Genomic DNA, 22,375 nt, shown 5'->3' on the forward strand with positions numbered 1-22,375 from the left:
ATGCTTTTCAATTACCTGGGCGAGTTTCTCGCATTGGCCACCATCCACTTTCTCGCCGTGGTTGCGCCCGGTCCGGACTTCGCCGTGACCATCCGCCAAAGCGTGCGCTTCGGTCGCCTCGTCGGCATCTGCACTGCGCTGGGCATCGGCGCGGGGATTTCCGTGCACGTGCTGTATACCCTGCTCGGCGTCGGCGCCTTGATGCACACCACGCCGTGGCTGCTGACTGCGGCCAAAGTGGTCGGTGGGGCCTACATCCTCTATCTGGGCGTCAGCCTGATCCGCAGCAAACCGAAGAGCAGCGTCGAAGGTGAAAAAACCGCCGATGAGCCGCTGGTTGAACAGTCACTGTTCAAGGCATTCAGCACCGGTTTTCTGACCAATGCGACCAACCCCAAGGCCACGCTGTTCTTCCTGGCGATCTTCACCACGATCATCAGCGCCAGCACACCGCTGCAGATCCAGGCGTTCTATGGATTGTGGATGTGCTTCGTCAACGCTCTGTGGTTCGTCATCGTCGCGCTGTTTTTCTCCAGCAATAAAGTGCGCCTGCTGTTCATGCGCCTTGGACACTGGTTCGAGCGCAGCATGGGCGTCATCCTGATTCTGTTTGCCGGACGCCTGATGCTGTCGATGTAACTCACACAAAAAAAGTCCCGGCATCAGCTGCCGGGACTTTTTCATTTGTGCGCCTCTTTTGCATTTCTGTGCGACAGATCAAGTTTGCGACTCCCTTTCCCAGCGCTCGCAGTGTTAGGTTTACAAAATGTTTCTGTCACAAGCGACAGAAATACTTTCCCAATCCTTTGCAAAGGAATGCCTGTTCCATGGTCTTTTCCCTGAAAAAACTGGCCGCCGCCACTCTGGTCATGGCCAGCCTCGCCACGTTTACCAGCGCCGCACAAGCCAACATCACTGCCGAGCAAAGCGCAGCGATCCTGAAATCCTTCGACGGCAAGAGCTTGACGGATTTCCGCAGCTTCCTTGGCAGCCTGGCGAAAAGCGACCTGGCCAAGACGGATAACCTCAACCCGTCCATCAGCGCCTTCCTCGACAACAAGACCCTGAACGCCGAACAGCAGAATGAAATTCACCGTCTGCTGGGCATTTATACCCGCGTGAAATATGGCAAGGCCGCGCTGGAAACCCTGCGCCAACTCGTCGAGATCCCGACCTTCCGCAAGGACGGCGTGGAGCAACACGACAACCCGGAATTCATCAAGATTGCCGGCGAGATCCAGAAACTCGCCGAATCCTTCGGTTTGAAATTCCGCAACATCGATAACCGTGTCTACGAAATCTCTCTGGATGGCAAAGGCGACGAAGTCGTTGGCATTCATGCCCACGCCGATGTGGTGCCGGTGACGCCGGAAAACTGGGTGCTGAAAGATGGCACCAAACTCGACCCGTTCAAAGTCACGCTGATTGGCGATCGCATGTACGGTCGTGGCACAGAGGATGACAAGAACGCCATTGTCGTGGCGCTGTACGCCATGAAAGTGATCAAGGACGAAAAACTGCCACTGGCGCGTAACTTCAAGCTGTTGGTCGACACTACCGAAGAAACCAGCGGCGACGCCATTCCCTATTACTTCGAGCGCAACCCGACGCCGAACTACAACATGGCGCTGGACGGCGGTTATCCGGTAGTGATCGCCGAAAAAGGTTACGGCACCGTCATGGCCAACTTTGCCAAACGCAAAGGCGAAGGCAACGGCGCGGAAATCATTTCGATGACCGGCGGCAAGGCGACCAACCAGATTCCGTCCGCTTCGGTGGCCACGCTGGTAACCGACAAGCCTGCCGAGCTCGCCGCCAGTCTGCAAAAAGCCGGCGACGCCTACGCCAAAGCCAACGGCGGCGACTTCAAAGTCGCGGCGAAGGTTGATGGCAAAGACGTCAAACTGACCGTGACGGGGGTTTCTGCGCACTCCTCCGAACCAGAGTCCGGCGTCAACCCGGTCGCGCGGATGCTGAGCTTCATCAACAGCCTGGACGGCAAAGTCGCGCTCAAGCACAACCAGTTCACCGACGCCGCACGTTATGCCGATGACAACTGGGGCCTGGATTACCTGGGCAAAAAACTTGGCGTCGGTTTCTCCGATTCGTTCATGGGGCCACTGACCACCTCGCTGACCTACGTCGGTGAGGATGACAAAGCCTTCAAACTGGCGGTGAACCTGCGGGTGCCGAAGGGTAAATCCCCGGAAAAGCTCAAGACTGAGATCGCCGAGAAACTGGACGCCTGGAGCAAGAAGACTCATGTCGCTGTAGCGTTCGACTATTCCGTGGCCGAACCGATGTATCGCAACCCCGAGGGTGAGTGGGTCAAGGCGCTGCTTGCCGTAGCCAGCGAAAACCTCGGTATGAAGTCGGAATTCGGTACTTCCGCTGGCGCGACTTCGGTTCACGAATTGCCGAACGGCGTGCAATTCGGCCTGGCGCGACCTGAGGCCAAGTACACCGGCCACACCGATGGCGAATTCAAGACCGTCGACCAGTTCCTGCTGGATCTGCAGATCGTCACGGAAATGATGGGGCGTGTCGGGCAGTTGCCGAAGCTCTGATGCGCTGTGTTAACCCGGTCGCTTGTGACCGGGTCAAACATAAGGAAGGACCCGCATCGGGTCCTTTTTTTGCCCCCACAAAACGCGCGCGCCGAGGCTGTCAGCCCCCTGAGCAGGTCGGACTTCGATCGCCTGCAACCGACACTCAACTTCGTTGCACTTGCAATCACATGCAAGCCTTGAGTAAGGTGCAGGCACGACGGAACGTACGGAGATCGTGGAATGATGGGCTTTTCCAGCTTCACTAAGACGCCAGAAACCAGCCTGGCCGCTCAGGCCTGCATCGATAAGATCCGCACAGTTCCACCGCAGCAGACTGCGGGCTCTTCCTCGCCGCTGCTCACCATGGTCGATATCGCCAATCGCCTCGAGAGGGATCCGGGAACAGCCAGGCATATCTGGGTCATCCGCTCCAGCAAACAGAGCCAAACCGCAAATGCCCACACCCGGATCAGCGCCTGGCCCCTGCGTTTGAGCGCCATCGCCCGGTCCAGTGAGAGGCCGCTGCTGTACCTGACTACTTCGGCAACATCGGCCGAGTTGTGTGCACTTTCCAATGAATCGGCCCATCGCGGCATTCTGTGCAATGACATCGAAACCTTGCCTTCACGCTGGCCCAAGGGGGCTCATCCCTGGGTGCCACTCTGGCTGGTCGCTAACACGCACTGCCTGCCCTTTGACCCCGCCAGCGGCGCCGAAGCGCAGGCCATTACCCTGGCGGCTTTGCAAAGTCTGTATGTGGAAGGCAACGACGGTTTTTATTACATGGCACTTCACGATGAGCCCAGTGACTTCATCGCTCCAACCAACCGACTCAGCGCCAGCGAGGCTTTCAAGGGCATGTATCGGCTCAGCAGCATCGATATCGATTCAGCGCGCCCTAAAGTGCGCTTGCTCGGGGCGGGGCTGGCGTTGCAGTCGGTGACGACGGCGGCGCAGCTGCTACGCGAGGACTGGGGCGTGGCCAGCGAACTGTGGAGCTGCCCCAGCTATACCCGCCTTGCCCGCGATGCGGACAATGCGCACCGCTGGAATCGCCTGCATCCAGAGATGCCGCGCAGGTCAGCGCATTTGTTCGATTGCCTGGACAACGAGGATTGGCCGGTGGTGGCCGTGACCGGGTATGGCCGGCATGTCGCCGAGCAGATCGGTGCACATGTGAAGTCACGGTTCGTGGCCCTCGGTGCCGACTCGATCGGGTCCGCCGTGGGCCGGGTAGATGAGCGTTGGATCGTGGTGCTGGCCCTGCAGGTTCTGGCTGAGGAAGGCGTCATCAGCCGAGCGTTCATCCAGCAGGCCATGGATCGGTACCTGCTCCAATGAAAAGCTCTCTCACTTCGCCCGCCCACTGCTGCGCGCCGCGCTGGCCGCGCGCTCGAGGGCATCGCTGAAAAGCCGTTGCTCGGCGTCGTCAAATTGCGACAAGAACAGTTCGTCCACTGCGCCTTCGTAGATGGCCCACATTTTCTTGCGTAACGCCTTGCCCTGCTCGGTGATGCTGGCATAAGCGCCGCGACCGTCATCGCTGGCGCGGCTGCGGATGACCAGACCTTCGGCTTCCAGGCGGTCCACCAGACGCGTCAGGTTGTAGCGCTCGATGGCCATCACATCCGCCAATTCGTTCATTCGCCGGCTGCCTTCGGGGCCGCTTTCCAGCCCCCATAACGCGTCGTACCAGGCGTAGGCCGGAAGCCCGGCGGCCGCCAGCCGACGCTCGATCTCGCGGATCAGGCAGCGGTGTGCCCTGACGAATCTGAACCAGGTATCCGGCTCGTTGGAAGACATGCATCACCTTTTTCATGAAATCGATTTAGTTGCAATTGTAGCGCACGGCAGGCTAAGTTCTTTCACGTAGTTGCAACTGCAACTACAAACTCGAAGGCTGGCGCTGACCCACGCCCCTTGGTCAGGCACCAAACGACTCGGTGCTGCTGCAATGTTCAGGAGACGACAACGATGGCACAACAACCCGCTTTTCTCGACGAGGATCCACAAGAGACTCGCGAATGGCTCGAATCGATTGAGTCGGTGGCGAGTGTCGAAGGACGCCCTCGCGCCCACTATCTGATCGATCAGATGCTGGATTTCGACGCCAACCGTCATGGTGACTTCTACGGGCGCGTGACGACGCCCTACGTCAATACGATCCCGGTCGAACGCCAGCAACCCTTCCCCGGCGACCTGGCCGTGGAGCGCCGGATCAATGCCTATATTCGCTGGAACGCGCTGGCCATGGTGCTGCGTGCCGGCAAACATTCGAACGTGGGCGGACACATTGCGTCCTACGCATCGGCGGCGGTTTTGTACGACGTCGGCTTCGAGCATTTTTTCCGTGGCCGCACCGAGCAGTTCGCCGGCGACATGGTGTACATCCAGGGCCACTCCTCACCTGGCATCTACGCACGGGCGTATCTGGAAGGACGCCTGAGTGAAGAGCAACTGGACAACTTCCGCCGCGAGACCGATCGTGACGGTATCTCATCCTATCCGCATCCACGGCTGATGCCGGATTTCTGGCAATTCCCGACGGTGTCCATGGGGCTCGGGCCAATTACCGCCGCGTATCAGGCACGATTCATGCGTTACCTGGAAGACCGTGGGCTAAAGGAACATCAGGGGCGTAAAGTCTGGGCATTTCTCGGCGACGGTGAAATGGACCAGCCGGAATCCCTGGCGGCGATTTCTCTCGCGGGCCGGGAAAAGCTCGACAACCTCATCTTTGTCGTCAACTGCAATCTGCAGCGCCTGGACGGACCGGTGCGCGGCAACAGCAAGGTGATTCAGGAGTTTGAAAGCCTGTACCGGGCGGCTGGCTGGAATGTACTCAAGGTAATCTGGGGCAGCGGCTGGGATGCCCTGTTGGAGAAGGACAGGACCGGCCTGCTGCGCCAGCGGATGATGGAGTGCGTCGACGGCGACTATCAGAACTACAAGTCGCAGAACGGCGCCTACGTGCGGGAGCATTTCTTCGGCAAATACCCTGAGCTGCTGGAGCTGGTCAGTGACCTGAGCGACGACGACATCTGGAAACTGTCCCGTGGTGGCCACGATCCGGAGAAAGTCCACAGCGCGTACGCCGCCGCCATGCGCCACATCGGCGGACCGACCGTGATCCTCGCCAAGACGGTGAAGGGTTTCGGCATGGGCGAAGCCGGTGAAGGTCAAAATATCAACCACCAGCTCAAGAAGATGGGCGACGACGCGGTCAAGGCGTTCCGTGATCGGTTCGGACTGGAACTCAGTGATGATCAGCTCGGCGACATGCCTTACCTCAAACCGGCTGCGGACAGCGTCGAAAGCCTGTACCTGCAAGCCAGGCGCAGCCAGTTGGGCGGTTACATCCCGGCCCGTTTCAATGCCGTGGCACCATTGCAGGTCCCGGCTTTGTCGGCGCTGGATACACAGCTCAAAGGGACTGGCGAGCGGGAGATCTCCACGACCATGGCGTTCGTGCGCATCCTCGGCACGCTGCTCAAGGACCCGAATATTGGCAAACTGATCGTGCCGATCGTCCCCGACGAATCACGCACCTTCGGTATGGAAAGCCTGTTCCGCCAGATTGGTATCCACTCCCACGTCGGCCAGCTCTATACGCCTCAGGACGCCGGTCAACTGAGTTATTACAAAGAGGCCAGGGATGGCCAGATCATGCAGGAAGGCCTGAACGAATCCGGCGGAATTTCTTCCTGGATCGCCGCGAGCACTTCCTACAGCACCCACGCCGTAATGACGGTGCCCTTCTATATTTTTTACTCGATGTTCGGCTTCCAGCGCGTGGGTGACCTCGCTTGGGCGGCAGGTGACGCCCGTGCCCGGGGCTTCCTGCTCGGCGCCACGTCCGGCCGGACCACGCTGATGGGCGAAGGCCTGCAGCACGACGACGGCCATAGCCATGTCCTGTCTTCCACCATCCCCTGCTGCGTGTCCTACGACCCCACTTACGCCTATGAATTGGCGGTGATCATCCAGGACGGGATGCGGCGGATGTATGCCGAAAACGAGGATATCTTTTACTACATCACGCTGCTCAACGAGAACTACGCCCATCCGCCGATGCCCGAGGGTGTCGAGCAAGACATCCTCAAAGGCATGTACCGGCTCAGCGCCAGTGCGCAGCCCGGCGAAGGCAAGCATGTGCAACTGATGGGTTGCGGTTCGATCCTGCAGGAAGTCGTCGCCGCTGCCCAATTGTTGGAGCGGGATTTTGCCGTCAGCAGTGACGTATGGAGCGTCACCAGCCTGACCGAACTGCGTCGGGAGGGCCAGGATGCCGAACGCTGGAACCTGCTTCATCCACAACAGACGCCTCGCATCAGCCATGTTGAAAGCTGCCTGCAGGATGCACAGGGTCCGGTGGTGATCGCGACCGACTATATGAAAATATTCGCCGATCAGATCCGCCCGTTCGTGCCCAATCGCCGCTTCGTCGCCCTGGGCACTGACGGTTTCGGCCAATCGGACACCCGCGAATCGTTGCGTCGGTTTTTCGAAGTGGATCGCCATTTCATTGCCTTGGCGGCCCTCAAAGCGCTGGCTGACGACGGAGCGATCACACGGGAAAAAGTCGCCGAGGCGATTGTTCTTTATGGGATTGACCCCGAGAAGCAGAATCCTGCAGCTGTATGATTGGGTGATTCCATTGAAACTGGAAAGGGCCTGAAAAGGCATCCTGGCCGGATACCAGGCCAGGGTCCTTTTTGTTGCCGCCACAAAACGCGCACAAACAAAAACGCCGATCATCACTGATCGGCGCTTTTGTGAAATTGGAGCGGGAAACGAGACTCGAACTCGCGACCCCGACCTTGGCAAGGTCGTGCTCTACCAACTGAGCTATTCCCGCAAATGGCGTCCCCTAGGGGACTCGAACCCCTGTTACCGCCGTGAAAGGGCGGTGTCCTAGGCCACTAGACGAAGGGGACACGCTACCCGGAACACATGGTGTGTGTTTCGGTGTCCAGATCCGCATCCGAAGACTTGGTTCTGGTTTCACTCAGCACCGCCCGAAAGCACTGCTGTTTAAAATTGGAGCGGGAAACGAGACTCGAACTCGCGACCCCGACCTTGGCAAGGTCGTGCTCTACCAACTGAGCTATTCCCGCATTGGCGTCCCCTAGGGGACTCGAACCCCTGTTACCGCCGTGAAAGGGCGGTGTCCTAGGCCACTAGACGAAGGGGACACACTACAACATTCACTCCCTGCCGCGTTTCGCTGTGTGCTTTACGCTGCAAGTGGCGCGCATTCTATGGATGGATTGAGGGGTCGTCAACCCCCTGATATAAATTTATTTAAATCAATGACTTCGACCCGGATTACGGGCCGCGTAAGGCTTTTCCGTCGTCCGAAACCTGACGCCTATATTCCGCCACTCGCCAAGACGTTATAGTCCACCGCACAGTGATGGCAATCTGCACATCAAGCGCCAGCATTCATCTATACCGCTGGCTGCCGATACAGATTGCAGCAGCCGATCAAACCCGTCGAGCGGCGCTAGGCGCCTAAATGTCCAGCCACTACACTCGCATGCGAACCCTATAAAGAGGTCTTACCGGTGACACCACTCATGATCACCCTGCTAGTCGTAGCCGGGATCGCAATTCTGATCGCCATTGGCTACATGAACCATGTGGTGGAAAACAACAAACTGGAGAAGGCCCGCACCAAAGTCGAACTCAACGACCGCCTGCGCCGCTGCGGCGAACTGACCGAAACCTTCCCCGGCCAGTTCATGACCCCGGCGCTCAAGCTGCTGCTGACCCGCCTGGAACTCAACGTCTGCCAGCGCCTGCTCAATCTGGAAAAGACCAGCGCAACCACCAAGGCCCGCATTACCGAACTGAGCGCCCTCGTTGCCCAAGGCGAATCGATCCCGGTGAACAACCCGCCCGCGCCGATCCTCACCGAAGCCAAAGCCAAAGACGTGCGCTTCCTCCTCGAAGCCCTGCACGGCCAGATCACCCGCGCCGCCCACGACGGCTTCCTGCCACCGAACGAAGCCAAACAATGGATCCGCGAAGTGCGCCACATCCTCGTGCTGCTGCACATCGAATTCTTCAACAACCTCGGCCAACAGTCCCTGCAACAAAACCAACCCGGCCAGGCCCGCCTCGCCTTCGAACGCGGCGTGCAATATCTGCGCAAACAGCAGGACCCGCAGATGTACGCGGAGCAACTGCAATACCTGGAAAAACTCCTCGCCCGAGCGAACGCCCAGGTCATGGACAAGATTGCCCCGGTGGAAGGTGAAGAAAACCAACTGACCGCCGGTTTGAAGGATGTCGAAGCCGATGCGGACTGGAAGAAAAAAGTGATTTACGACTGAGGCGGGAATGCTGGAAGAGAAGCCACCGTTATTGGTGGCTTTTTTGTGGGCGACTTGAAAGAGAATGTGAATTGAAGGCCGCTTTCGCGAGCAGGCTCGCTCCCACATTGGGAAGCAGTGTTCTCAGGTAAAAATCGGTCGGGTGTCAGGCCGCCGTCGCTGGCAAGCCAGCTCCCACAGAACAGCAAAAGCAAGACTGGGCCATCCCCACGCGGCGAAGCCGAGAGCCTGGTCGGCCCGAGGGCCGCCAAGGCTCAAAGCCGAAAATGCCCAACCATCGAGCGCAACTCGCCACCCAACTGCGCCAGCTCAACACTCGAAGCCGCATTCCCGCGCATGGCCACGGAAGAGTGATCCGCACTCGCACGAATCTGCGTAACACTGCGATTGATCTCCTCCGCCACCGAACTCTGCTCCTCCGCCGCCGCCGCGATCTGCTGATTCATCTGCTGAATCAACGACACCGCCGCGGCAATACTCCCCAGCGCACTCTCGGTCTGCAACGCATCACTGACCGCCAGCTTCACCAGTTCGCCACTGCTGCGAATCTGCTGCACCGACGACTGCGCCGCCGCGCGCAGGGCACTGACCAAGCGTTCGATCTCCTCGGTCGATTGCTGCGTACGCCGTGCCAGCGCACGCACCTCATCGGCCACCACCGCAAACCCCCTGCCCTGCTCGCCGGCGCGCGCGGCTTCGATTGCCGCGTTCAGCGCCAACAGATTGGTCTGCTCGGCCACGCTCTTGATCACCTCCAGCACCGTGCCGATATTCTGAATTTCGGCGCTGAGGCTCTCGATGCTGGAACTGGCCGAGGTCGCTGAATCCGCCAACTGCTCGATCCGCGCCATGCTTTGACGCACCACCTGCTGGCCGCTCTCGACCTTGTCATCCGCCGTCTGCGCCGCCAGCGCCGCCTCTTCAGCATTGCGCGCGACGTCATGCACGGTGGCGGTCATCTGGTTCATGGCGGTGGCGACCTGCTCGGTTTCCTCCTTCTGGCTGTTGACCTCCAGATTGGTCTGCTCGGTCACTGCCGACAGCGATTGCGCGGAACCGGCCAAGCGCTCGATGCCGGCCTGCAAGCCGCTGACAATCGTGCCGAGACCGGCAGCCATCTGCTGCATCGCCAACATCAGCTGACCCATTTCATCGCGGCGCGTCACCTCGACCTTCGCCGTCAGATCACCCGCAGCAATCTGCTGCGCCACGCGAATCACACTGCGCAGCGGCGCCACGATCAGGCGCGTGATCACCCACGCGGCGAGCAATCCGACCAACAAGGCCAGCGCCGAAGAGCCAATGATCAACACAGTGTTCTTTTTCAGCTCCGCCTGCATCGAAGCATCTTCGGCGACATAGGCCTGATTGACCCGGTCCACCACTTGCGCGGCACGCTGATGCAACTGGTCATAAACAGTTTTCTCTTGCGCCAGCAAACCGGTGTATTCAGCCAGTTTCTCGTTGAATCCGGCGATATGCCCCGACACTTCGTTGAGTACAGTCAGATAGCCCTCGTCCTTGACCGTGGTTTTCAGCGCCTCGGCCTGCTCCTGCGCTTGCGCGGCCTGCTCGATGTTGCCCTGGCCGGCATTGTCGGCATCGCCCTTGCGGCTTTGATCCAGCCGCACGCGCGCCTCGTTCATCGCTTGCAGCATCAGTCGCGAGACCTGACTGACCTGATTCGCCTGTTCGATGAACTGGGCGCCGTCCTTGCCCTCGGTGTCTTTCAACGTGTAGGCGCCATCATCGGCCAGGCCGCTCTGCAACACGTCGAGGTTATTGGCCACGCTGGACACCGACCAACTGGCCATCTCCAGCGCGAGGTCCTTGGCCTGGCTCAGCGAGACGAATTCATCGAAGGCCTTGCGATACGCGCCCAGCGCTTGCTCGACATCGCTCATCACCGGCACATTGGCCGGGGAATGTGCCTTGAGCTCGCCGGCTAGAACAACCAGCCCATCGACGCCTTCGCGCAAGGCATCGGCGGTTTTCGGATTGCCGCGCAGGGCGTATTCCTGCTCGAGCAGGCGCACCTTGAGCAGGCTGCTGTTGAGCGCGGACATCTGCTTCAAGCCGTCGAAACGCAAACTGATGGTTTGCAGCGACCAGACGCCGATCGCCGCCACCAACGCAGTCAGCAACAAGACGAGCACAAATCCGATACCCAGTTTTTTCGCCATACCGAGGTTGGCAAAACGTCCTTGCACGGCCGAAATCATTGCGCGTAGTCCCCTGCCAAAGTCTGTTGCCGAAGATTCGCAACGGGCTCGAACCAGCACAAGACTCTGGCGTCGGAATAATGGCAAAAAGCTACGCCCGCGTCGTTTTCAGAATGCTGGAGGTCGATCCGCGCAGGTATTGCGAAAAAACTGCCGCGCCCGTGGGTCGCAGGCACAGGCCACATTGATGCGCTGCCAGTCACCGCACTCACCGCTGGGACTGAAAGCGTCCGCTGCTGATAACTCCAGTCCGCAGTGCTGGGCCTGCCTGCGCACCGACGCCTGGTCGCGCAAGCGTGCCCGCGCCCAGATAAACAGCCCGCCAACCGGCTTGCCGAACACTTCCCACTCGGCGTCTTCCAGTGCCTGCAAGGCCGCCGCGCGATCGGCATTCAAGCGCTGACGCTGGCGCTGCACCAGTTTGCGATAGGCGCCGGTCGCCATCAGTCTGGCCAATACCGCCTCGGCCAGCCTCGAACAGCCCAGGCCGCTGATCATCTTGACCTCCGCCAGGCGCTTCAGCAGTTCGCTGTCCGCCAGGACAAAACCGACCCGCAACGAGCTGCTCAGTGTCTTGGAGAAGCTGCCGACATAAATGACCCGGCCGCCATGGTCCAGCGCCGCCAACCGCGTACCGTTGCCGGTGTGCAGATCAGCGTAGACGTCATCTTCGATCACGCGCAGGTCGTAGGTCTTGCTCAACTGCACGATACGCTGGGCCACCGCAGGCGTCAGGCAACTGCCGGTGGGATTGTGGTGATGACTGCCGATGAACAGGGCGCCGGGACGAAACTGACGCAGCACCGACTCGAGCATGTCGATGTCCGGCCCGCTCGGCGTACGACGAACTTCGAGCATCTGTACGCCGTGCAGACGCAACAGGTCAAACAACGGTGCATAACCGGGCGTTTCCACCACCACGCAATCGCCAGCCTTGAACAGGGTGCGCACGATCAGATCGAGCGCATGACTGGCACCGCTGGTGCTCATCAGCCGGGTATTGCAGGCGTCGATATTCAGCAGTTTCAGACGCTTGGCAATTTGCTCGCGCAACGCTGGCAGGCCCAGTGGCGAGCTGTAGTTGAACAGGCTGGCCATGTCGGTGCGTGCCACCTCGCGCAGCGCGTAGCTGAGGTCGTCGGGCTCACGCCAACTCGGCGGCAAGCCTCCTTGCCCCAAAATCAAGCGACTCGTTGCGGCGTCCACCTCATCACGCCATGCGGGGCGGCCCTCGCATGCTGCCCATTCCGAGTCCGCTTCGCGCAATGCCGGCGAGGCCGCGACGATGAATCCCGCGCCCTGGCGCGTGGTCAATACGCCTTGCGAGACCAGGCGCTCGCAGGCTTCGACAACGCACGACTGGCTGAGCAGATTCCCCCGGGCGATTTGCCGTACGGAGGGTAACCGGGTGGCCGGCGGGATGCCGCTTTGCACAATCCAGTCAGTCATTCCGTCGACGATCTGCTGCACGACCGGCACCATTGCCTGTCGGTCAATTCTCAGTTCCATGAGCTCGCAAACTCCTGTCAGTTTTGCTGGCAGCAGTAAATCACAGCCGCACCGCCGAGGCTGTGCGACAACACCGCCAAATGCGGCAGTTCTAACGGTTTGATACACATTGTTTAGCGGTATTCACACGGACCAACCGCAAGGAACAAAAAACCCGCGCGCAGGCGGGTTCTTAAAATTACGGCAACTTTCAGAACGCTGTCACGCCGCCGTCCACCGCCAATGAGTGCCCAGTGGTGAACGCTGCGCCATCGCTGCACAGATACAGCACCGCGCTGGCGATTTCCTCGACCTTGCCGATGCGTCCGACCGGATGCATGGCATTGGCGAATTCGCCTTTCTTCGGGTCAGCTTCGTAGGCGCGGCGGAACATGTCCGTATCGATCACTGCCGGGCACACTGCGTTGACGCGGATTTTCTTCTTCGCGTATTCGATCGCCGCCGACTTGGTCAGGCCGATCACCGCATGTTTCGACGCCGCGTAGATGCTCATCTTCGGTGCCGCACCCAGCCCGGCCACCGACGCCGTGTTGACGATCGCGCCACCGCCCTGCGCCAACAGCAGCGGCAACTGATACTTCATGCACAGCCAGACGCCTTTGACGTTGACACCCATGATCGCGTCGAATTCGTCCAGCGAACCGTCGGCGAGTTTGCCTTTCTCGATTTCGATGCCGGCGTTGTTGAAGGCATAGTCGAGACGACCGTAGGTATTGATCACCTCATCCATCAGATTTTTCACATCGCTTTCCACCGTCACGTCGCAGCGCACGAAGGACGCTTCGCCACCGGCTGTACGAATCAGCGCCACCGTGCCTTCGCCGCCGGCCGCGTCCAGGTCAGCCACCACCACTTTCAGGCCCTCGGCGGCAAACGCCAGGGCTGTCGCGCGGCCGATGCCGTGGGCGGCCCCCGTGATTACAACCACCTGACCGGAAAACGTCATGCTCATGGGTATGTCCTCGAACGCAAAAACTGGAAGATGTTGGCGTCGCAGCATAGCCAAGGGCAGCGAAAGCGCGTCAGCACTATGCAATCGCTGTTTAAAGGCCCATGCGCCGCAGTGATAAAACCCGCCCCGTAACCATCACTGCACTGGATCGACTCGCATTCGCCGTATCAGCCAACCTTGCGACATCGGCGTTGAAGAGCTATCAACAAGGCTTCATTCCATTCGAGTGCCTGTCATGACCAACCAGACCAATCGCCAGTTCCTGCTCGCCAAACGCCCGGTGGGCGCCGCGACCCGCGAGACTTTCACTTATCAGGAAGTTCCGGTCGGCGAGCCACAGGCGGCACAGATCCTGGTTAAAAACGAATACCTGTCCCTCGACCCGGCCATGCGTGGCTGGATGAACGAAGGCAAGTCCTACATTCCACCGGTCGGTCTCGGTGAGGTCATGCGCGCACTGGGCGTGGGAAAAGTCATCGCCTCGAACAATCCCGGCTTTGCCGTCGGCGATTACGTCAACGGCGCTCTGGGTGTGCAGGATTATTTCCTCGGCGAGCCGCGCGGCTTCTATAAGGTCGACCCGAAACTCGCGCCATTGCCACGCTATTTGTCTGCACTGGGCATGACCGGCATGACCGCCTACTTCGCCTTGCTCGACGTAGGCGCACCGAAAGCCGGTGACACCGTGGTGCTGTCCGGCGCCGCAGGTGCGGTGGGCAGCGTGGCCGGGCAGATCGCCAAAATCAAAGGCTGCCGCGTCGTTGGCATTGCCGGCGGGGCCGACAAGTGCAAATTCCTCATCGACGAATTGGGCTTCGACGGCGCCATTGATTACAAGGCCGAAGACGTCGTGGCCGGTCTGAAGCGCGAATGCCCGAAGGGCGTGGACGTGTATTTCGATAACGTCGGCGGCGACATTCTCGACGCGGTGCTGAGCCGCTTGAACATGAAAGCGCGGGTGGTGATCTGCGGCGCCATCAGCCAGTACAACAATAAAGAAGCGGTCAAAGGCCCGGCCAATTACCTGTCACTGCTGGTCAATCGCGCGCGCATGGAAGGTTTTGTGGTGATGGACTACGCCGCGCAGTTCGCCAGCGCCGCGCAGGAGATGGCCGGCTGGATGGCCAACGGGCAGCTCAAGAGCAAGGAAGATGTGGTTGATGGGCTGGAGACGTTCCCCGAGACGCTGATGAAACTGTTCAACGGCGAGAACTTTGGCAAGTTGGTTCTGAAGGTTTAAGGCCAGCCTGAAACCAATGTGGGAGCGAGCCTGCTCGCGAAAGCGGTGGATCAGTCGGTAATGATGCCGACTGACACTCCCTCTTCGCGAGCAGGCTCGCTCCCACAGTTGGATCTTCAATAAGCTTTAGGCAATTTCGGCTACGACTGCGGCCAACGCCTGCGCCGGATCTGTCGCCTGGCTGATCGGACGGCCGATTACCAGGTAATCGGAACCGGCATCCAGCGCCTGACGCGGGGTCAGAATGCGCCGTTGATCATCTTGCGCGCTGCCCGCCGGACGAATCCCCGGGGTCACCAGTTGCAGCGACGGGTGCGCGGTTTTCAGCGCCGACGCTTCCAGCGCCGAACAGACCAGACCGTCCATCCCGGCCTTCTCGGCCAGTGCCGCCAGACGCAGCACTTGTTCCTGCGGCTCGATATCCAGACCGATACCGGCCAGATCCTCGCGCTCCATGCTGGTCAGCACGGTCACACCAATCAACAACGGTTGCGGACCACTGCGCTTGTCCAGCTCTTCGCGGCAGGCAGCCATCATGCGCAGGCCACCGGAGCAGTGCACGTTGACCATCCACACACCCATCTCGGCAGCGGCTTTCACAGCCATCGCAGTGGTGTTGGGGATGTCGTGGAATTTGAGATCCAGAAACACCTCAAAACCCTTGTCACGCAGGGTGCCGACGATTTCCGCCGCGCAACTGGTGAACAGTTCCTTGCCCACTTTGACCCGGCACAGTTTCGGGTCCAACTGGTCGGCCAGCTTCAGTGCGGCGTCACGGGTGGGGAAATCCAGGGCGACGATGATAGGAGTCTGGCAGGCGGACATGGATGGGCTCTCAGGCTGGTCGAAAACGGCGCGCATTGTAGCGGAACCGGCGGCGGCGCGGCACCCGATGATCGGTAAATCGTCGCGCTGGCGGTTATCAGCTTAGCCGGCGCGGCTATTGTGTCGACTCCGATACACAACCGACACGCCCGCAACAAGCATTCGGGTTAGCCTCGCCCGGCGCAACACGTCCTTACAACAGCACTTCCCGCCCCCCGGCCGGACGCCTATGCTGAAACCACCCCTGGTAGTGAACAGCCCCATGCCCAACGCCCCGACAACCGTGACGGATGAAAGCAAAGACGACAAGCGCTGGAGCATCCGCGCGCTGATCGTCGACGATGACGTGCCGATCCGCGAGCTGATGATCGATTACCTCGCCCGTTTCAACATTCACGCCAGCGGCGTCACCGACGGCGCGGCGATGCGCCAGGCGCTGCAGGGCGAACATTTCGACGTCATCGTCCTCGACCTGATGCTGCCCGGCGAAGACGGCCTGTCGCTGTGTCGCTGGCTGCGCGCCGAATCGGACATCCCGATCCTGATGCTCACCGCCCGCTGCGAACCCACCGACCGCATCATCGGCCTGGAACTGGGCGCCGACGATTACATGGCCAAACCGTTCGAACCACGCGAACTGGTCGCCCGCATCCAGACCATCCTGCGCCGCGTGCGCGACGACCGCACTGACCAGCGCGCCAACATTCGCTTCGACAACTGGCGCCTCAACAGCGTCCTGCGCCAAGTGGTCGCCGACAACGGCCTGGTAGTGCCCTTGTCCAATGCCGAATTCCGCCTGCTCTGGGTCTTCATCGAACGCCCGCGCCGCGTGCTCAGCCGCGAACAACTGCTTGACGCCGCTCGCGGTCGCTCGATCGAAGCCTTCGACCGCAGCATCGACCTGCTGGTCTCGCGCCTGCGGCAAAAACTCGGCGACGACCCGAAAGCCCCGCAGTTGATCAAGACCGTGCGCGGCGAGGGTTACCTGTTCGACGCGCGGGACATCGGCTGATGAAGGCGCGCTTCGACACCCTGTTCGGTCGCCTGTTCGGGGTGCTGTTCGCGGCGATTGTCCTGGCGCACCTGCTGGCCTTCGCCTGGTTCAGGCTCTACGGCCCTCCTCCGCCCCCACCACCGCCCGAGTTCTCAGCGAACATCGACGGCCAACCGCCCATGCACGACGCCGCTTATCCACCGAGGCAAGCGCGCCCATGGTTCGGTGGCCCGGTGGTGCCGCTGACCTTTCAATTCATCACGCTGATGATCGCCGCCTGGTACGGCGCCAAACTGCTCACCCGGCCGATCCAGCGCCTGAGCGACGCCGCCGAGCGCCTGAGCGAAGACCTCGACAGCGACCCCCTCGACGAATCCGGCCCGCGCGAAGCCCGGCAAGCGGCCCACACCTTCAACCTCATGCAACGGCGCATCCGCGAACAGGTCCAGCAACGCGGGCGCATGCTCGGCGCCGTCTCCCACGACCTGCGCACACCACTGTCACGCCTGAAACTGCGTCTGGAAAACATCAGCGACGACAAACTGCAAAGCCAGATGCGCCAGGATCTCGACGACATGATCGGCATGCTCGACGCCACCCTCACCTATCTGCACGAACAACGCACCAGCGAAGCCTTGCAGTTGCTGGACGTGCAGGCGCTGGTCGAATCGCTGTGCGAAAACGCCCAGGACCAGGGCGCCGATGTACAGGTCAGCGGCCACTGCGCGCCTTTGCCAGTGCAACCGATGGCGCTGCGTTCGTGCATCAACAACCTGCTGGACAACGCCCTGCGCTACGCCGGACAGGCACGGATTGAACTGCTGGAACAGCGCGAAGAACTGCTGATTCGGGTGATTGATCACGGACCGGGTATTGCTGAAGAACAGCGGGAAGCCGTGTTTGAACCGTTCTACCGACTGGAAGGATCGCGCAACCGCAACTCCGGCGGCGTAGGGCTAGGCATGACCATCGCCCGCGAAGCCGCGCAGCGGTTGGGTGGGCAATTGACGCTGGAAGACACACCGGGCGGCGGGTTGACCGCAATTGTTCGGTTGCCGCGGTGCTCGCTCCCACATTGGAGTGGTGTTCATCCGGGATAATGGGTTGGCTGTGAGGGCGCTATCGCTGGCAAGCCAGCTCCCACAGGGGATCGAGTGATCTCAGAGGGCGATGGGTTGGCAGTGAGGACGTCATCGCGAGCAGGCTCACTCCTACACTTGGACTGGGTACAACCTCAAGAAACAGGTCGGCTGTCAGGCCGCCTTCGCGAGCAGGCTCGCTCCCACAAAAGCAAAAGCAAAAGCAAAAGCAAAAGCAAAAGCAAAAGCAAAAGCAAAAGCAAAAGCAAAAGCAAAAGCAAAAGCAAAAGCAAAAGCAAAAGCAAAAGCAAAAGCAAAAGCAAAAGCAAAAGCAAAAGCAAAAGCAAAAGCAAAAGCAAAAGCAAAGCAGCGCAGCTGCCCGCGGCGAAGCCGCCCCACTCAACAATGAGCGCAAGCTCGAGTACTGCTTTTGATCTTGATCCACCGGCGACGTCGGAAGGCTGAGTGGAGGGATTGATCCGGGCGTGGGAGCGCAGCGACCGTACGACGCAGTCGTACACAGCGAGTGTAGGTGCAGCGAAGCAAACCGGAGCCGCTGCGCCCAGATCGATCCCGCAGCGAAGGAACCCGAGCCTGCGAGGGCCGAACGCAGGAGCAAGCCTTTTGGGTTACCTTTTTGGCGTTTGAAAAAGGTGACCCGCCGTAAGGGCGGAACCGCCAGCCGCCGCAGCGAAACATTCGGATATTCACACCAAACAAACCCAAGCATGGTCGGCCCAAAGGCCGCCAAGCCCCCCCCTAGACCCGAGCCTGACTCTTACTCCAATCCGTCAAAAGACTATAAGCCACAGCCAACAACGTAGGCCCAATAAACAACCCGATAAAGCCAAACGCAATCAACCCGCCAAACACCCCGAGCAACACAATCACCAACGGCAGATTACCGCCACGGCTGATCAGATACGGCTTGAGCACGTTGTCCACGCCACTGATGATGAACGTCCCCCAGATCCCGAGAAACACCGCCATCCCGTACTCGCCCTTCCACGCCAACCACGCCGTGGCCGGCACCCACACCAGCGGTGGCCCCATCGGAATCAGACTCAGCAGAAACGTGACGATCCCCAGCACCAGCGCCCCGGGAACCCCGGCAATGAAAAAGCCGATCAACGCCAGCACCGCCTGCGCCGCCGCTGTACCAATCACACCGTTGACCACCCGCTGCACCGTACCGGCGACAAGTTCGATGTAATAGCCGGCACGATCGCCAATCAAGCGCTGCAGCAGACTGTGCACAAACGCCGCCAGTCGCGGCCCGTCACGGTAGAAAAAGAACACGAACACCAGACTCAGCGTCAGCTCGAGAATCCCCCCGCCGATCTGCGCGCTGCGTGCCAGCAACCAGTTGCCGACCTGCCCCAGATACGGCTTGATCGAGACCATCAACGCCGCGCCCTGTTGATCGATGCTATCCCACATCGACACCAGCCGCTCACCAACCAAAGGCACGCTGCCAAGCCAGGTCGGTGCTTCCGGCAAACCGTCGACCTGCACATCCTTGATGAATGCCGTGGCATCGCGCACATGATCGGCGAGGTTGAAACCCAGCCACACCAGTGGCGCCGCCACCAGCAACATCCAGCCCAGTGTCAGGATCAACGCGGCCAGCGATTCGCGGCCATTGAGCCAGCGCGTGAGCAAACGCATCAGCGGCCAACTGGCAAACGCCAGCACCGCGCCCCAGAACAGCGCCGACCAGAACGGCGCCATCACCCAAAGGCTGGCACCAAACAACACCAGCAGCAGAATCTGCACCAGCAGGCGATCGTTATTGAGCATGGGAAGTCCCGGCAAAGTCAGTCAGCGAAAGAGTAGGCGAACACTGTGTGCGTGCTCGCCCGGCACAGCTTATCGCAACAAGTCGATGCGCAGGCCCGAGCCTTCGAGATTGCCGGCTTCCAGACGTGCCGCCCGTACGCCCTGATTGATCAGCGCCTGGCGCCAGGCTTCGGCCTTGGGCCCGGAAACCGTGACCCGCAAGGTCGTGTCGCGATTCAGACCACGGGAAATCAGGCGCAGCCAGGTGGCATCCGGTTCATCGACCAGTTTCGGAAAATCCAGCTCGCCGGTGCTTTTCAACTGACGCAGCAGGGTCGCCGAGGTCGGCAGCAATTCGCCCAACGGCGCCGCAGCCTCGAATTGCTCGACATGCAGATAGGCTTTGCGATTGCCGCGAGTGATGCTGTAAAGCGCCACCAGCGTGTTGTCCTTTGGCGCCGCCAGCCTCAACAACAGATAAGCCTGTTGCTCGTCAGAGCCATACAGCTTGGCGTTGCCGAAGACCTCGTTGGCCCACAGGCTGCTTTCGCCGCAATCGCGGGCCTGGCACCAGAACAGCAATTCGGCATCCTGCTGTTGCAGGGCTTCGCGGGCGGCAGTAAAGGCTTCGGTGGCGGAATGTTCCGGCGGCAACTCGTAGGTCACCGAGGTAGTCTGGCCGCGGGCGGTGACCTGACCGTCGAACCGCAACTGGCCGCTGATCTTGCGGATCGAGCCCAGCGGGTAGATGCGCTCCAGCTCGGCCGCCGGGCGATAGTCGACGATCTGAGCATCGGCCAGACGCGGCACGATTTGCAGATCCTGGCTGCCCGGCACATCGGCAGCGAAGGACAAGGAGCTGAAGCAGCACAGCGCGAAGAGACTGAGTGACCGCATAGTCAGCCTCACCGGACGGTCATGGCTGGGCGGGTCGGGGTCGCAGCGGTATAGAAATCCATCGAGTTTGTCTCCCATTTCAACCCGCCCAGCCTCGACAGTTGCCCGCTGCAAGTCAAGGCATGGCGAAGAAGCGATTGAAACAGTCTGCTACAAGACCTGCGCCAGCCTCGTCATTCAGGTGCAAATGATGCCCGCCCGGCAACTGTTCGTGGCTGAAGGGTAGACGCTCCAGCAACTCAGGATGCCTGGCCAGCATGCCATCCGCCGCGACCACCAGACGCGCCGGGCAACTGACGCGCGAGGCAAACGCCATCGCCTGTTCTTCAGTAAGGCGCAGCGGCGATGGCAGAGTCAGGCGATTGTCGGTGCGCCAGGTGTAACCGCCGGGCACCGGCATCAACCCGCGCTGGGCCAACAGTTCAGCGGCTTCGCGACTGACCGCCACCAGACCTTTCATCCGCGCCTCGATGGCACGCTCGAGGGTGGTATAGACCGGTTTGCGCTTTTCCCGCAGATCAAGTTGCGCCTGCAGGGCCATGCCCATGCGTTCGGCAGCGTTTTCGCCCTTGTCTGTCGGAGGAATCACACCGTCGATCAGCGCCAGATGGCTGATGCGCTCGGGCAGCGAACCGGCCAGCACCATCGAGACAATCGCGCCCATCGAATGCCCGAGCAGGCCGAAACGCTTCCAGCCCAGTTGTTCAGCGACTTGCAACACATCATGGGCGTAGTCCCACAGCGCATAACCGGCGCCGCTTGGTCGATGAGCGGAATGACCGTGGCCGGCCATGTCCAGCGCGACGATGCGCAAGCCATCAAGCTTGGGCGCCAGTCGCGCGAAGCTGTTGGCGTTGTCGAGCCAACCGTGCAACGCGATCACCGGCAAGCCGTCCTCGGGGCCGAAAAGATGAGCGGCCAACTCGATATGCGGCAGGTTCAGGCGCACTTCTTCGCAGGTCGGGCTCATGCGCAATCCTTGTTCTGCCGCTGTTCCCAACGCATGAACAGATTCTTGAGCAGCCGAGCCGTGTCCTGCGGACGCTCCAGCGGGAACATGTGCCCGCCAGGCATGCTCAGCGCCTCGCCCTGGGGCAGGCGCGAGACGAAACGTGTGTGATGGCGCATGACCACCCGGCTCTTGTGCCCGCGCACGATGGCCAGCGGCACCTGCAACTGGCGGGTGCGCCCGGGACTGGTGTGCGGCACGCCGCGATAAATGCTGATTTCGGTGGCCGGGTCAAAACGCAGACGCAGCTTGTCGTCGACCTGATGCAAACCGTGTTGCAGGTAGGCATCGAAGCATTCCGGATCGAAGCCGCGAAACAGGGTTTTGCCGGAAAAGTAACTGCGTGCACTGTCGAGATCGGCGAATTCTTCACGCCGCCCGAGGGTGCGCCCGGCGGGTGTCAGCCGGTCGATGAAACCAAAGCGCTTGGCCGCGCGAATCACCCACTGATCAGTGCGGGTCAGTACTGGCGAGTCGAGCATGACCACGCCGCGATACAGCTCGGGACAACGCAACGCCGCGTGCAAATGCAGCAGACCGCCAAAAGAATGGCCGACGCCCCACACCGGCTGCTCCTGCTGCTCGAGGTGATGGATCAGTTCATCGACCAGGTTGTACCAGTTGTCGTCCGCCGGAAAACGCGGGTCATGGGCATGCTGCTCCAGATGCGCGACCCGATACTCCGGCGCCAGCGCCGCGAACAACTTGCCATAGGTCCCCGAGGGGAAACCGTTGGCGTGGGCGAAAAAGATCGGTTGCGACATGCGGGCAAATCCATGAGCGGGAATCGTGGCGTTGATTGTCCGCAAGAGCCGGCGTCGCAGCAATGACTGTAAGTGCCAGGAATGATGACAGTCCGGTCAGGGTGATGTGCATCAGCGAGACCGCTGCCCCCTCACCCCAGCCCTCTCCCCCAAGGGGGCGAGGGGGAAAGGGAGCAGATCGGGGGAGTGTCCGGGACCTGAGCTCGACTCGAATTATC

The 22,375-nt window shown here is 60.6% G+C and carries 18 protein-coding genes, 4 tRNA genes and 1 pseudogene; 8 read left to right on the plus strand and 15 right to left on the minus strand.

All coding sequences use genetic code 11. The features are described 5' to 3' along the window. The 3 genes from AB9L16_RS18685 to AB9L16_RS18695 all read left to right on the plus strand — a co-directional run bounded on the left by AB9L16_RS18685 (position 1) and on the right by AB9L16_RS18695 (position 3,890). Positions 1 to 639, plus strand: coding sequence for a LysE family translocator (locus AB9L16_RS18685; protein WP_375122533.1), 639 nt, complete (start codon positions 1 to 3; stop codon positions 637 to 639). A 188-nt stretch (positions 640 to 827) separates the two neighbouring features. Next, positions 828 to 2,567: a dipeptidase gene (locus tag AB9L16_RS18690; protein WP_375122534.1), complete on the plus strand. Its 1,740-nt coding sequence runs from the start codon at positions 828 to 830 to the stop codon at positions 2,565 to 2,567. Between the two features lie 222 nt (positions 2,568 to 2,789). Continuing rightward, positions 2,790 to 3,890, plus strand: a complete 1,101-nt coding sequence (locus AB9L16_RS18695; protein WP_375122535.1) for a pyruvate dehydrogenase — start codon at positions 2,790 to 2,792, stop codon at positions 3,888 to 3,890. A gap of 9 nt (positions 3,891 to 3,899) precedes the next feature. Here the strand turns inward: AB9L16_RS18695 and AB9L16_RS18700 are convergent, their stop codons facing one another. After that, positions 3,900 to 4,352, minus strand: a complete 453-nt coding sequence (locus AB9L16_RS18700) for a MarR family winged helix-turn-helix transcriptional regulator (RefSeq protein WP_375122536.1) — start codon at positions 4,350 to 4,352, stop codon at positions 3,900 to 3,902. Between the two features lie 171 nt (positions 4,353 to 4,523). Here AB9L16_RS18700 and aceE point away from each other — a divergent pair, with 171 nt between their 5' ends. Continuing rightward, a complete protein-coding gene (gene aceE, locus AB9L16_RS18705; RefSeq protein WP_375122537.1) occupies positions 4,524 to 7,193 on the plus strand; it encodes a pyruvate dehydrogenase (acetyl-transferring), homodimeric type in 2,670 nt (889 codons plus the stop codon). Between the two features lie 138 nt (positions 7,194 to 7,331). Here aceE and AB9L16_RS18710 read toward each other — a convergent pair. The 4 genes from AB9L16_RS18710 to AB9L16_RS18725 all read right to left on the minus strand — a co-directional run bounded on the left by AB9L16_RS18710 (position 7,332) and on the right by AB9L16_RS18725 (position 7,744). Then, positions 7,332 to 7,407 (minus strand) — tRNA-Gly (locus AB9L16_RS18710). A gap of 3 nt (positions 7,408 to 7,410) precedes the next feature. After that, positions 7,411 to 7,486, minus strand: a tRNA-Glu gene (locus AB9L16_RS18715). A gap of 104 nt (positions 7,487 to 7,590) precedes the next feature. Beyond that, positions 7,591 to 7,666 (minus strand) — tRNA-Gly (locus AB9L16_RS18720). A 2-nt stretch (positions 7,667 to 7,668) separates the two neighbouring features. Continuing rightward, a tRNA-Glu gene (locus tag AB9L16_RS18725) sits at positions 7,669 to 7,744 on the minus strand. A gap of 384 nt (positions 7,745 to 8,128) precedes the next feature. On the opposite strand from AB9L16_RS18725, the gene AB9L16_RS18730 reads away from it, so the two are divergent. Beyond that, positions 8,129 to 8,887 carry a hypothetical protein gene (locus tag AB9L16_RS18730; protein WP_039764159.1) on the plus strand — a complete coding sequence of 253 codons (759 nt, stop codon included), beginning with the start codon at positions 8,129 to 8,131 and terminating at the stop codon, positions 8,885 to 8,887. A gap of 254 nt (positions 8,888 to 9,141) precedes the next feature. Here the strand turns inward: AB9L16_RS18730 and AB9L16_RS18735 are convergent, their stop codons facing one another. The 4 genes and pseudogenes from AB9L16_RS18735 to AB9L16_RS18750 form a co-directional block, all read right to left on the minus strand. Further along, entirely contained in the window at positions 9,142 to 10,023 is an 882-nt protein-coding gene (locus AB9L16_RS18735) for a methyl-accepting chemotaxis protein (RefSeq protein ID WP_372241007.1), read from the minus strand. Continuing rightward, a pseudogene (locus tag AB9L16_RS18740) lies at positions 10,003 to 11,109 on the minus strand (HAMP domain-containing protein); the annotation flags it as partial. The pseudogene AB9L16_RS18740 and the gene AB9L16_RS18735, both read right to left, overlap by 21 nt. Positions 11,110 to 11,217: 108 nt before the next feature. Then, positions 11,218 to 12,618 (minus strand): PLP-dependent aminotransferase family protein, encoded by a 1,401-nt coding sequence (locus AB9L16_RS18745; protein ID WP_076563828.1) that lies wholly within the window; start codon positions 12,616 to 12,618, stop codon positions 11,218 to 11,220. Between the two features lie 190 nt (positions 12,619 to 12,808). Further along, a complete protein-coding gene (locus AB9L16_RS18750) occupies positions 12,809 to 13,570 on the minus strand; it encodes an SDR family oxidoreductase (protein ID WP_315436179.1) in 762 nt (253 codons plus the stop codon). A gap of 235 nt (positions 13,571 to 13,805) precedes the next feature. Between AB9L16_RS18750 and AB9L16_RS18755 the strand changes: the two genes are divergently transcribed. Next, positions 13,806 to 14,810, plus strand: a complete 1,005-nt coding sequence (locus tag AB9L16_RS18755) for an NADP-dependent oxidoreductase (RefSeq protein WP_375122538.1) — start codon at positions 13,806 to 13,808, stop codon at positions 14,808 to 14,810. Positions 14,811 to 14,936: 126 nt separating this feature from the next. Here AB9L16_RS18755 and pyrF read toward each other — a convergent pair whose 3' ends face one another. Beyond that, complete coding sequence (gene pyrF, locus AB9L16_RS18760) at positions 14,937 to 15,635, minus strand: orotidine-5'-phosphate decarboxylase (protein WP_122746841.1); 699 nt, start codon at positions 15,633 to 15,635, stop codon at positions 14,937 to 14,939. A gap of 262 nt (positions 15,636 to 15,897) precedes the next feature. Here pyrF and AB9L16_RS18765 point away from each other — a divergent pair, with 262 nt between their 5' ends. Together AB9L16_RS18765 and AB9L16_RS18770 are read left to right on the plus strand one after the other, a co-directional pair. Next, on the plus strand, positions 15,898 to 16,647 hold the full coding sequence (locus AB9L16_RS18765) for a response regulator (protein WP_095181601.1): 750 nt from the start codon (positions 15,898 to 15,900) through the stop codon (positions 16,645 to 16,647). Next, complete coding sequence (locus AB9L16_RS18770) at positions 16,647 to 17,729, plus strand: sensor histidine kinase (protein ID WP_375122539.1); 1,083 nt, start codon at positions 16,647 to 16,649, stop codon at positions 17,727 to 17,729. Before AB9L16_RS18765 ends, AB9L16_RS18770 begins: the two co-directional genes overlap by 1 nt. Positions 17,730 to 17,882: 153 nt before the next feature. On the opposite strand, the gene AB9L16_RS18775 is transcribed toward AB9L16_RS18770, so the two are convergent. The 5 genes from AB9L16_RS18775 to AB9L16_RS18795 form a co-directional block, all read right to left on the minus strand. Further along, a complete protein-coding gene (locus AB9L16_RS18775; protein ID WP_375122540.1) occupies positions 17,883 to 18,107 on the minus strand; it encodes a hypothetical protein in 225 nt (74 codons plus the stop codon). A 360-nt stretch (positions 18,108 to 18,467) separates the two neighbouring features. Then, positions 18,468 to 19,508: an AI-2E family transporter gene (locus tag AB9L16_RS18780; RefSeq protein ID WP_041479597.1), complete on the minus strand. Its 1,041-nt coding sequence runs from the start codon at positions 19,506 to 19,508 to the stop codon at positions 18,468 to 18,470. A 69-nt stretch (positions 19,509 to 19,577) separates the two neighbouring features. Then, a complete protein-coding gene (locus AB9L16_RS18785; RefSeq protein WP_375122541.1) occupies positions 19,578 to 20,384 on the minus strand; it encodes a DUF4892 domain-containing protein in 807 nt (268 codons plus the stop codon). A gap of 115 nt (positions 20,385 to 20,499) precedes the next feature. Continuing rightward, positions 20,500 to 21,354, minus strand: a complete 855-nt coding sequence (locus AB9L16_RS18790; protein WP_252886654.1) for an alpha/beta hydrolase — start codon at positions 21,352 to 21,354, stop codon at positions 20,500 to 20,502. Further along, positions 21,351 to 22,157, minus strand: coding sequence for an alpha/beta fold hydrolase (locus tag AB9L16_RS18795; RefSeq protein WP_041479594.1), 807 nt, complete (start codon positions 22,155 to 22,157; stop codon positions 21,351 to 21,353). Before AB9L16_RS18795 ends, AB9L16_RS18790 begins: the two co-directional genes overlap by 4 nt. Between the last annotated feature and the right edge of the window lie 218 nt (positions 22,158 to 22,375).

It is taken from the genome of Pseudomonas sp. LW8 (genome assembly GCF_041956865.1).
In the GTDB taxonomy this organism is placed as follows: Bacteria; Pseudomonadota; Gammaproteobacteria; order Pseudomonadales; family Pseudomonadaceae; genus Aquipseudomonas; species Aquipseudomonas siliginis.

Coding starts and splice junctions, on each gene's coding strand:
- AB9L16_RS18755 (WP_375122538.1), top strand. CDS start 13,806: ATGACCAACCAGACCAATCGCCAGTTCCTGCTCGCCAAACGCCCGGTG.
- aceE (WP_375122537.1), top strand. CDS start 4,524: ATGGCACAACAACCCGCTTTTCTCGACGAGGATCCACAAGAGACTCGC.
- AB9L16_RS18750 (WP_315436179.1), bottom strand. CDS start 13,570: ATGAGCATGACGTTTTCCGGTCAGGTGGTTGTAATCACGGGGGCCGCC.
- AB9L16_RS18700 (WP_375122536.1), bottom strand. CDS start 4,352: ATGTCTTCCAACGAGCCGGATACCTGGTTCAGATTCGTCAGGGCACAC.
- AB9L16_RS18695 (WP_375122535.1), top strand. CDS start 2,790: ATGATGGGCTTTTCCAGCTTCACTAAGACGCCAGAAACCAGCCTGGCC.
- AB9L16_RS18745 (WP_076563828.1), bottom strand. CDS start 12,618: ATGGAACTGAGAATTGACCGACAGGCAATGGTGCCGGTCGTGCAGCAG.
- pyrF (WP_122746841.1), bottom strand. CDS start 15,635: ATGTCCGCCTGCCAGACTCCTATCATCGTCGCCCTGGATTTCCCCACC.
- AB9L16_RS18735 (WP_372241007.1), bottom strand. CDS start 10,023: ATGTTGGCGATGCAGCAGATGGCTGCCGGTCTCGGCACGATTGTCAGC.
- AB9L16_RS18730 (WP_039764159.1), top strand. CDS start 8,129: ATGATCACCCTGCTAGTCGTAGCCGGGATCGCAATTCTGATCGCCATT.
- AB9L16_RS18795 (WP_041479594.1), bottom strand. CDS start 22,157: ATGTCGCAACCGATCTTTTTCGCCCACGCCAACGGTTTCCCCTCGGGG.
- AB9L16_RS18690 (WP_375122534.1), top strand. CDS start 828: ATGGTCTTTTCCCTGAAAAAACTGGCCGCCGCCACTCTGGTCATGGCC.
- AB9L16_RS18765 (WP_095181601.1), top strand. CDS start 15,898: ATGCCCAACGCCCCGACAACCGTGACGGATGAAAGCAAAGACGACAAG.
- AB9L16_RS18770 (WP_375122539.1), top strand. CDS start 16,647: ATGAAGGCGCGCTTCGACACCCTGTTCGGTCGCCTGTTCGGGGTGCTG.
- AB9L16_RS18785 (WP_375122541.1), bottom strand. CDS start 20,384: ATGCGGTCACTCAGTCTCTTCGCGCTGTGCTGCTTCAGCTCCTTGTCC.
- AB9L16_RS18685 (WP_375122533.1), top strand. CDS start 1: ATGCTTTTCAATTACCTGGGCGAGTTTCTCGCATTGGCCACCATCCAC.
- AB9L16_RS18790 (WP_252886654.1), bottom strand. CDS start 21,354: ATGAGCCCGACCTGCGAAGAAGTGCGCCTGAACCTGCCGCATATCGAG.
- AB9L16_RS18780 (WP_041479597.1), bottom strand. CDS start 19,508: ATGCTCAATAACGATCGCCTGCTGGTGCAGATTCTGCTGCTGGTGTTG.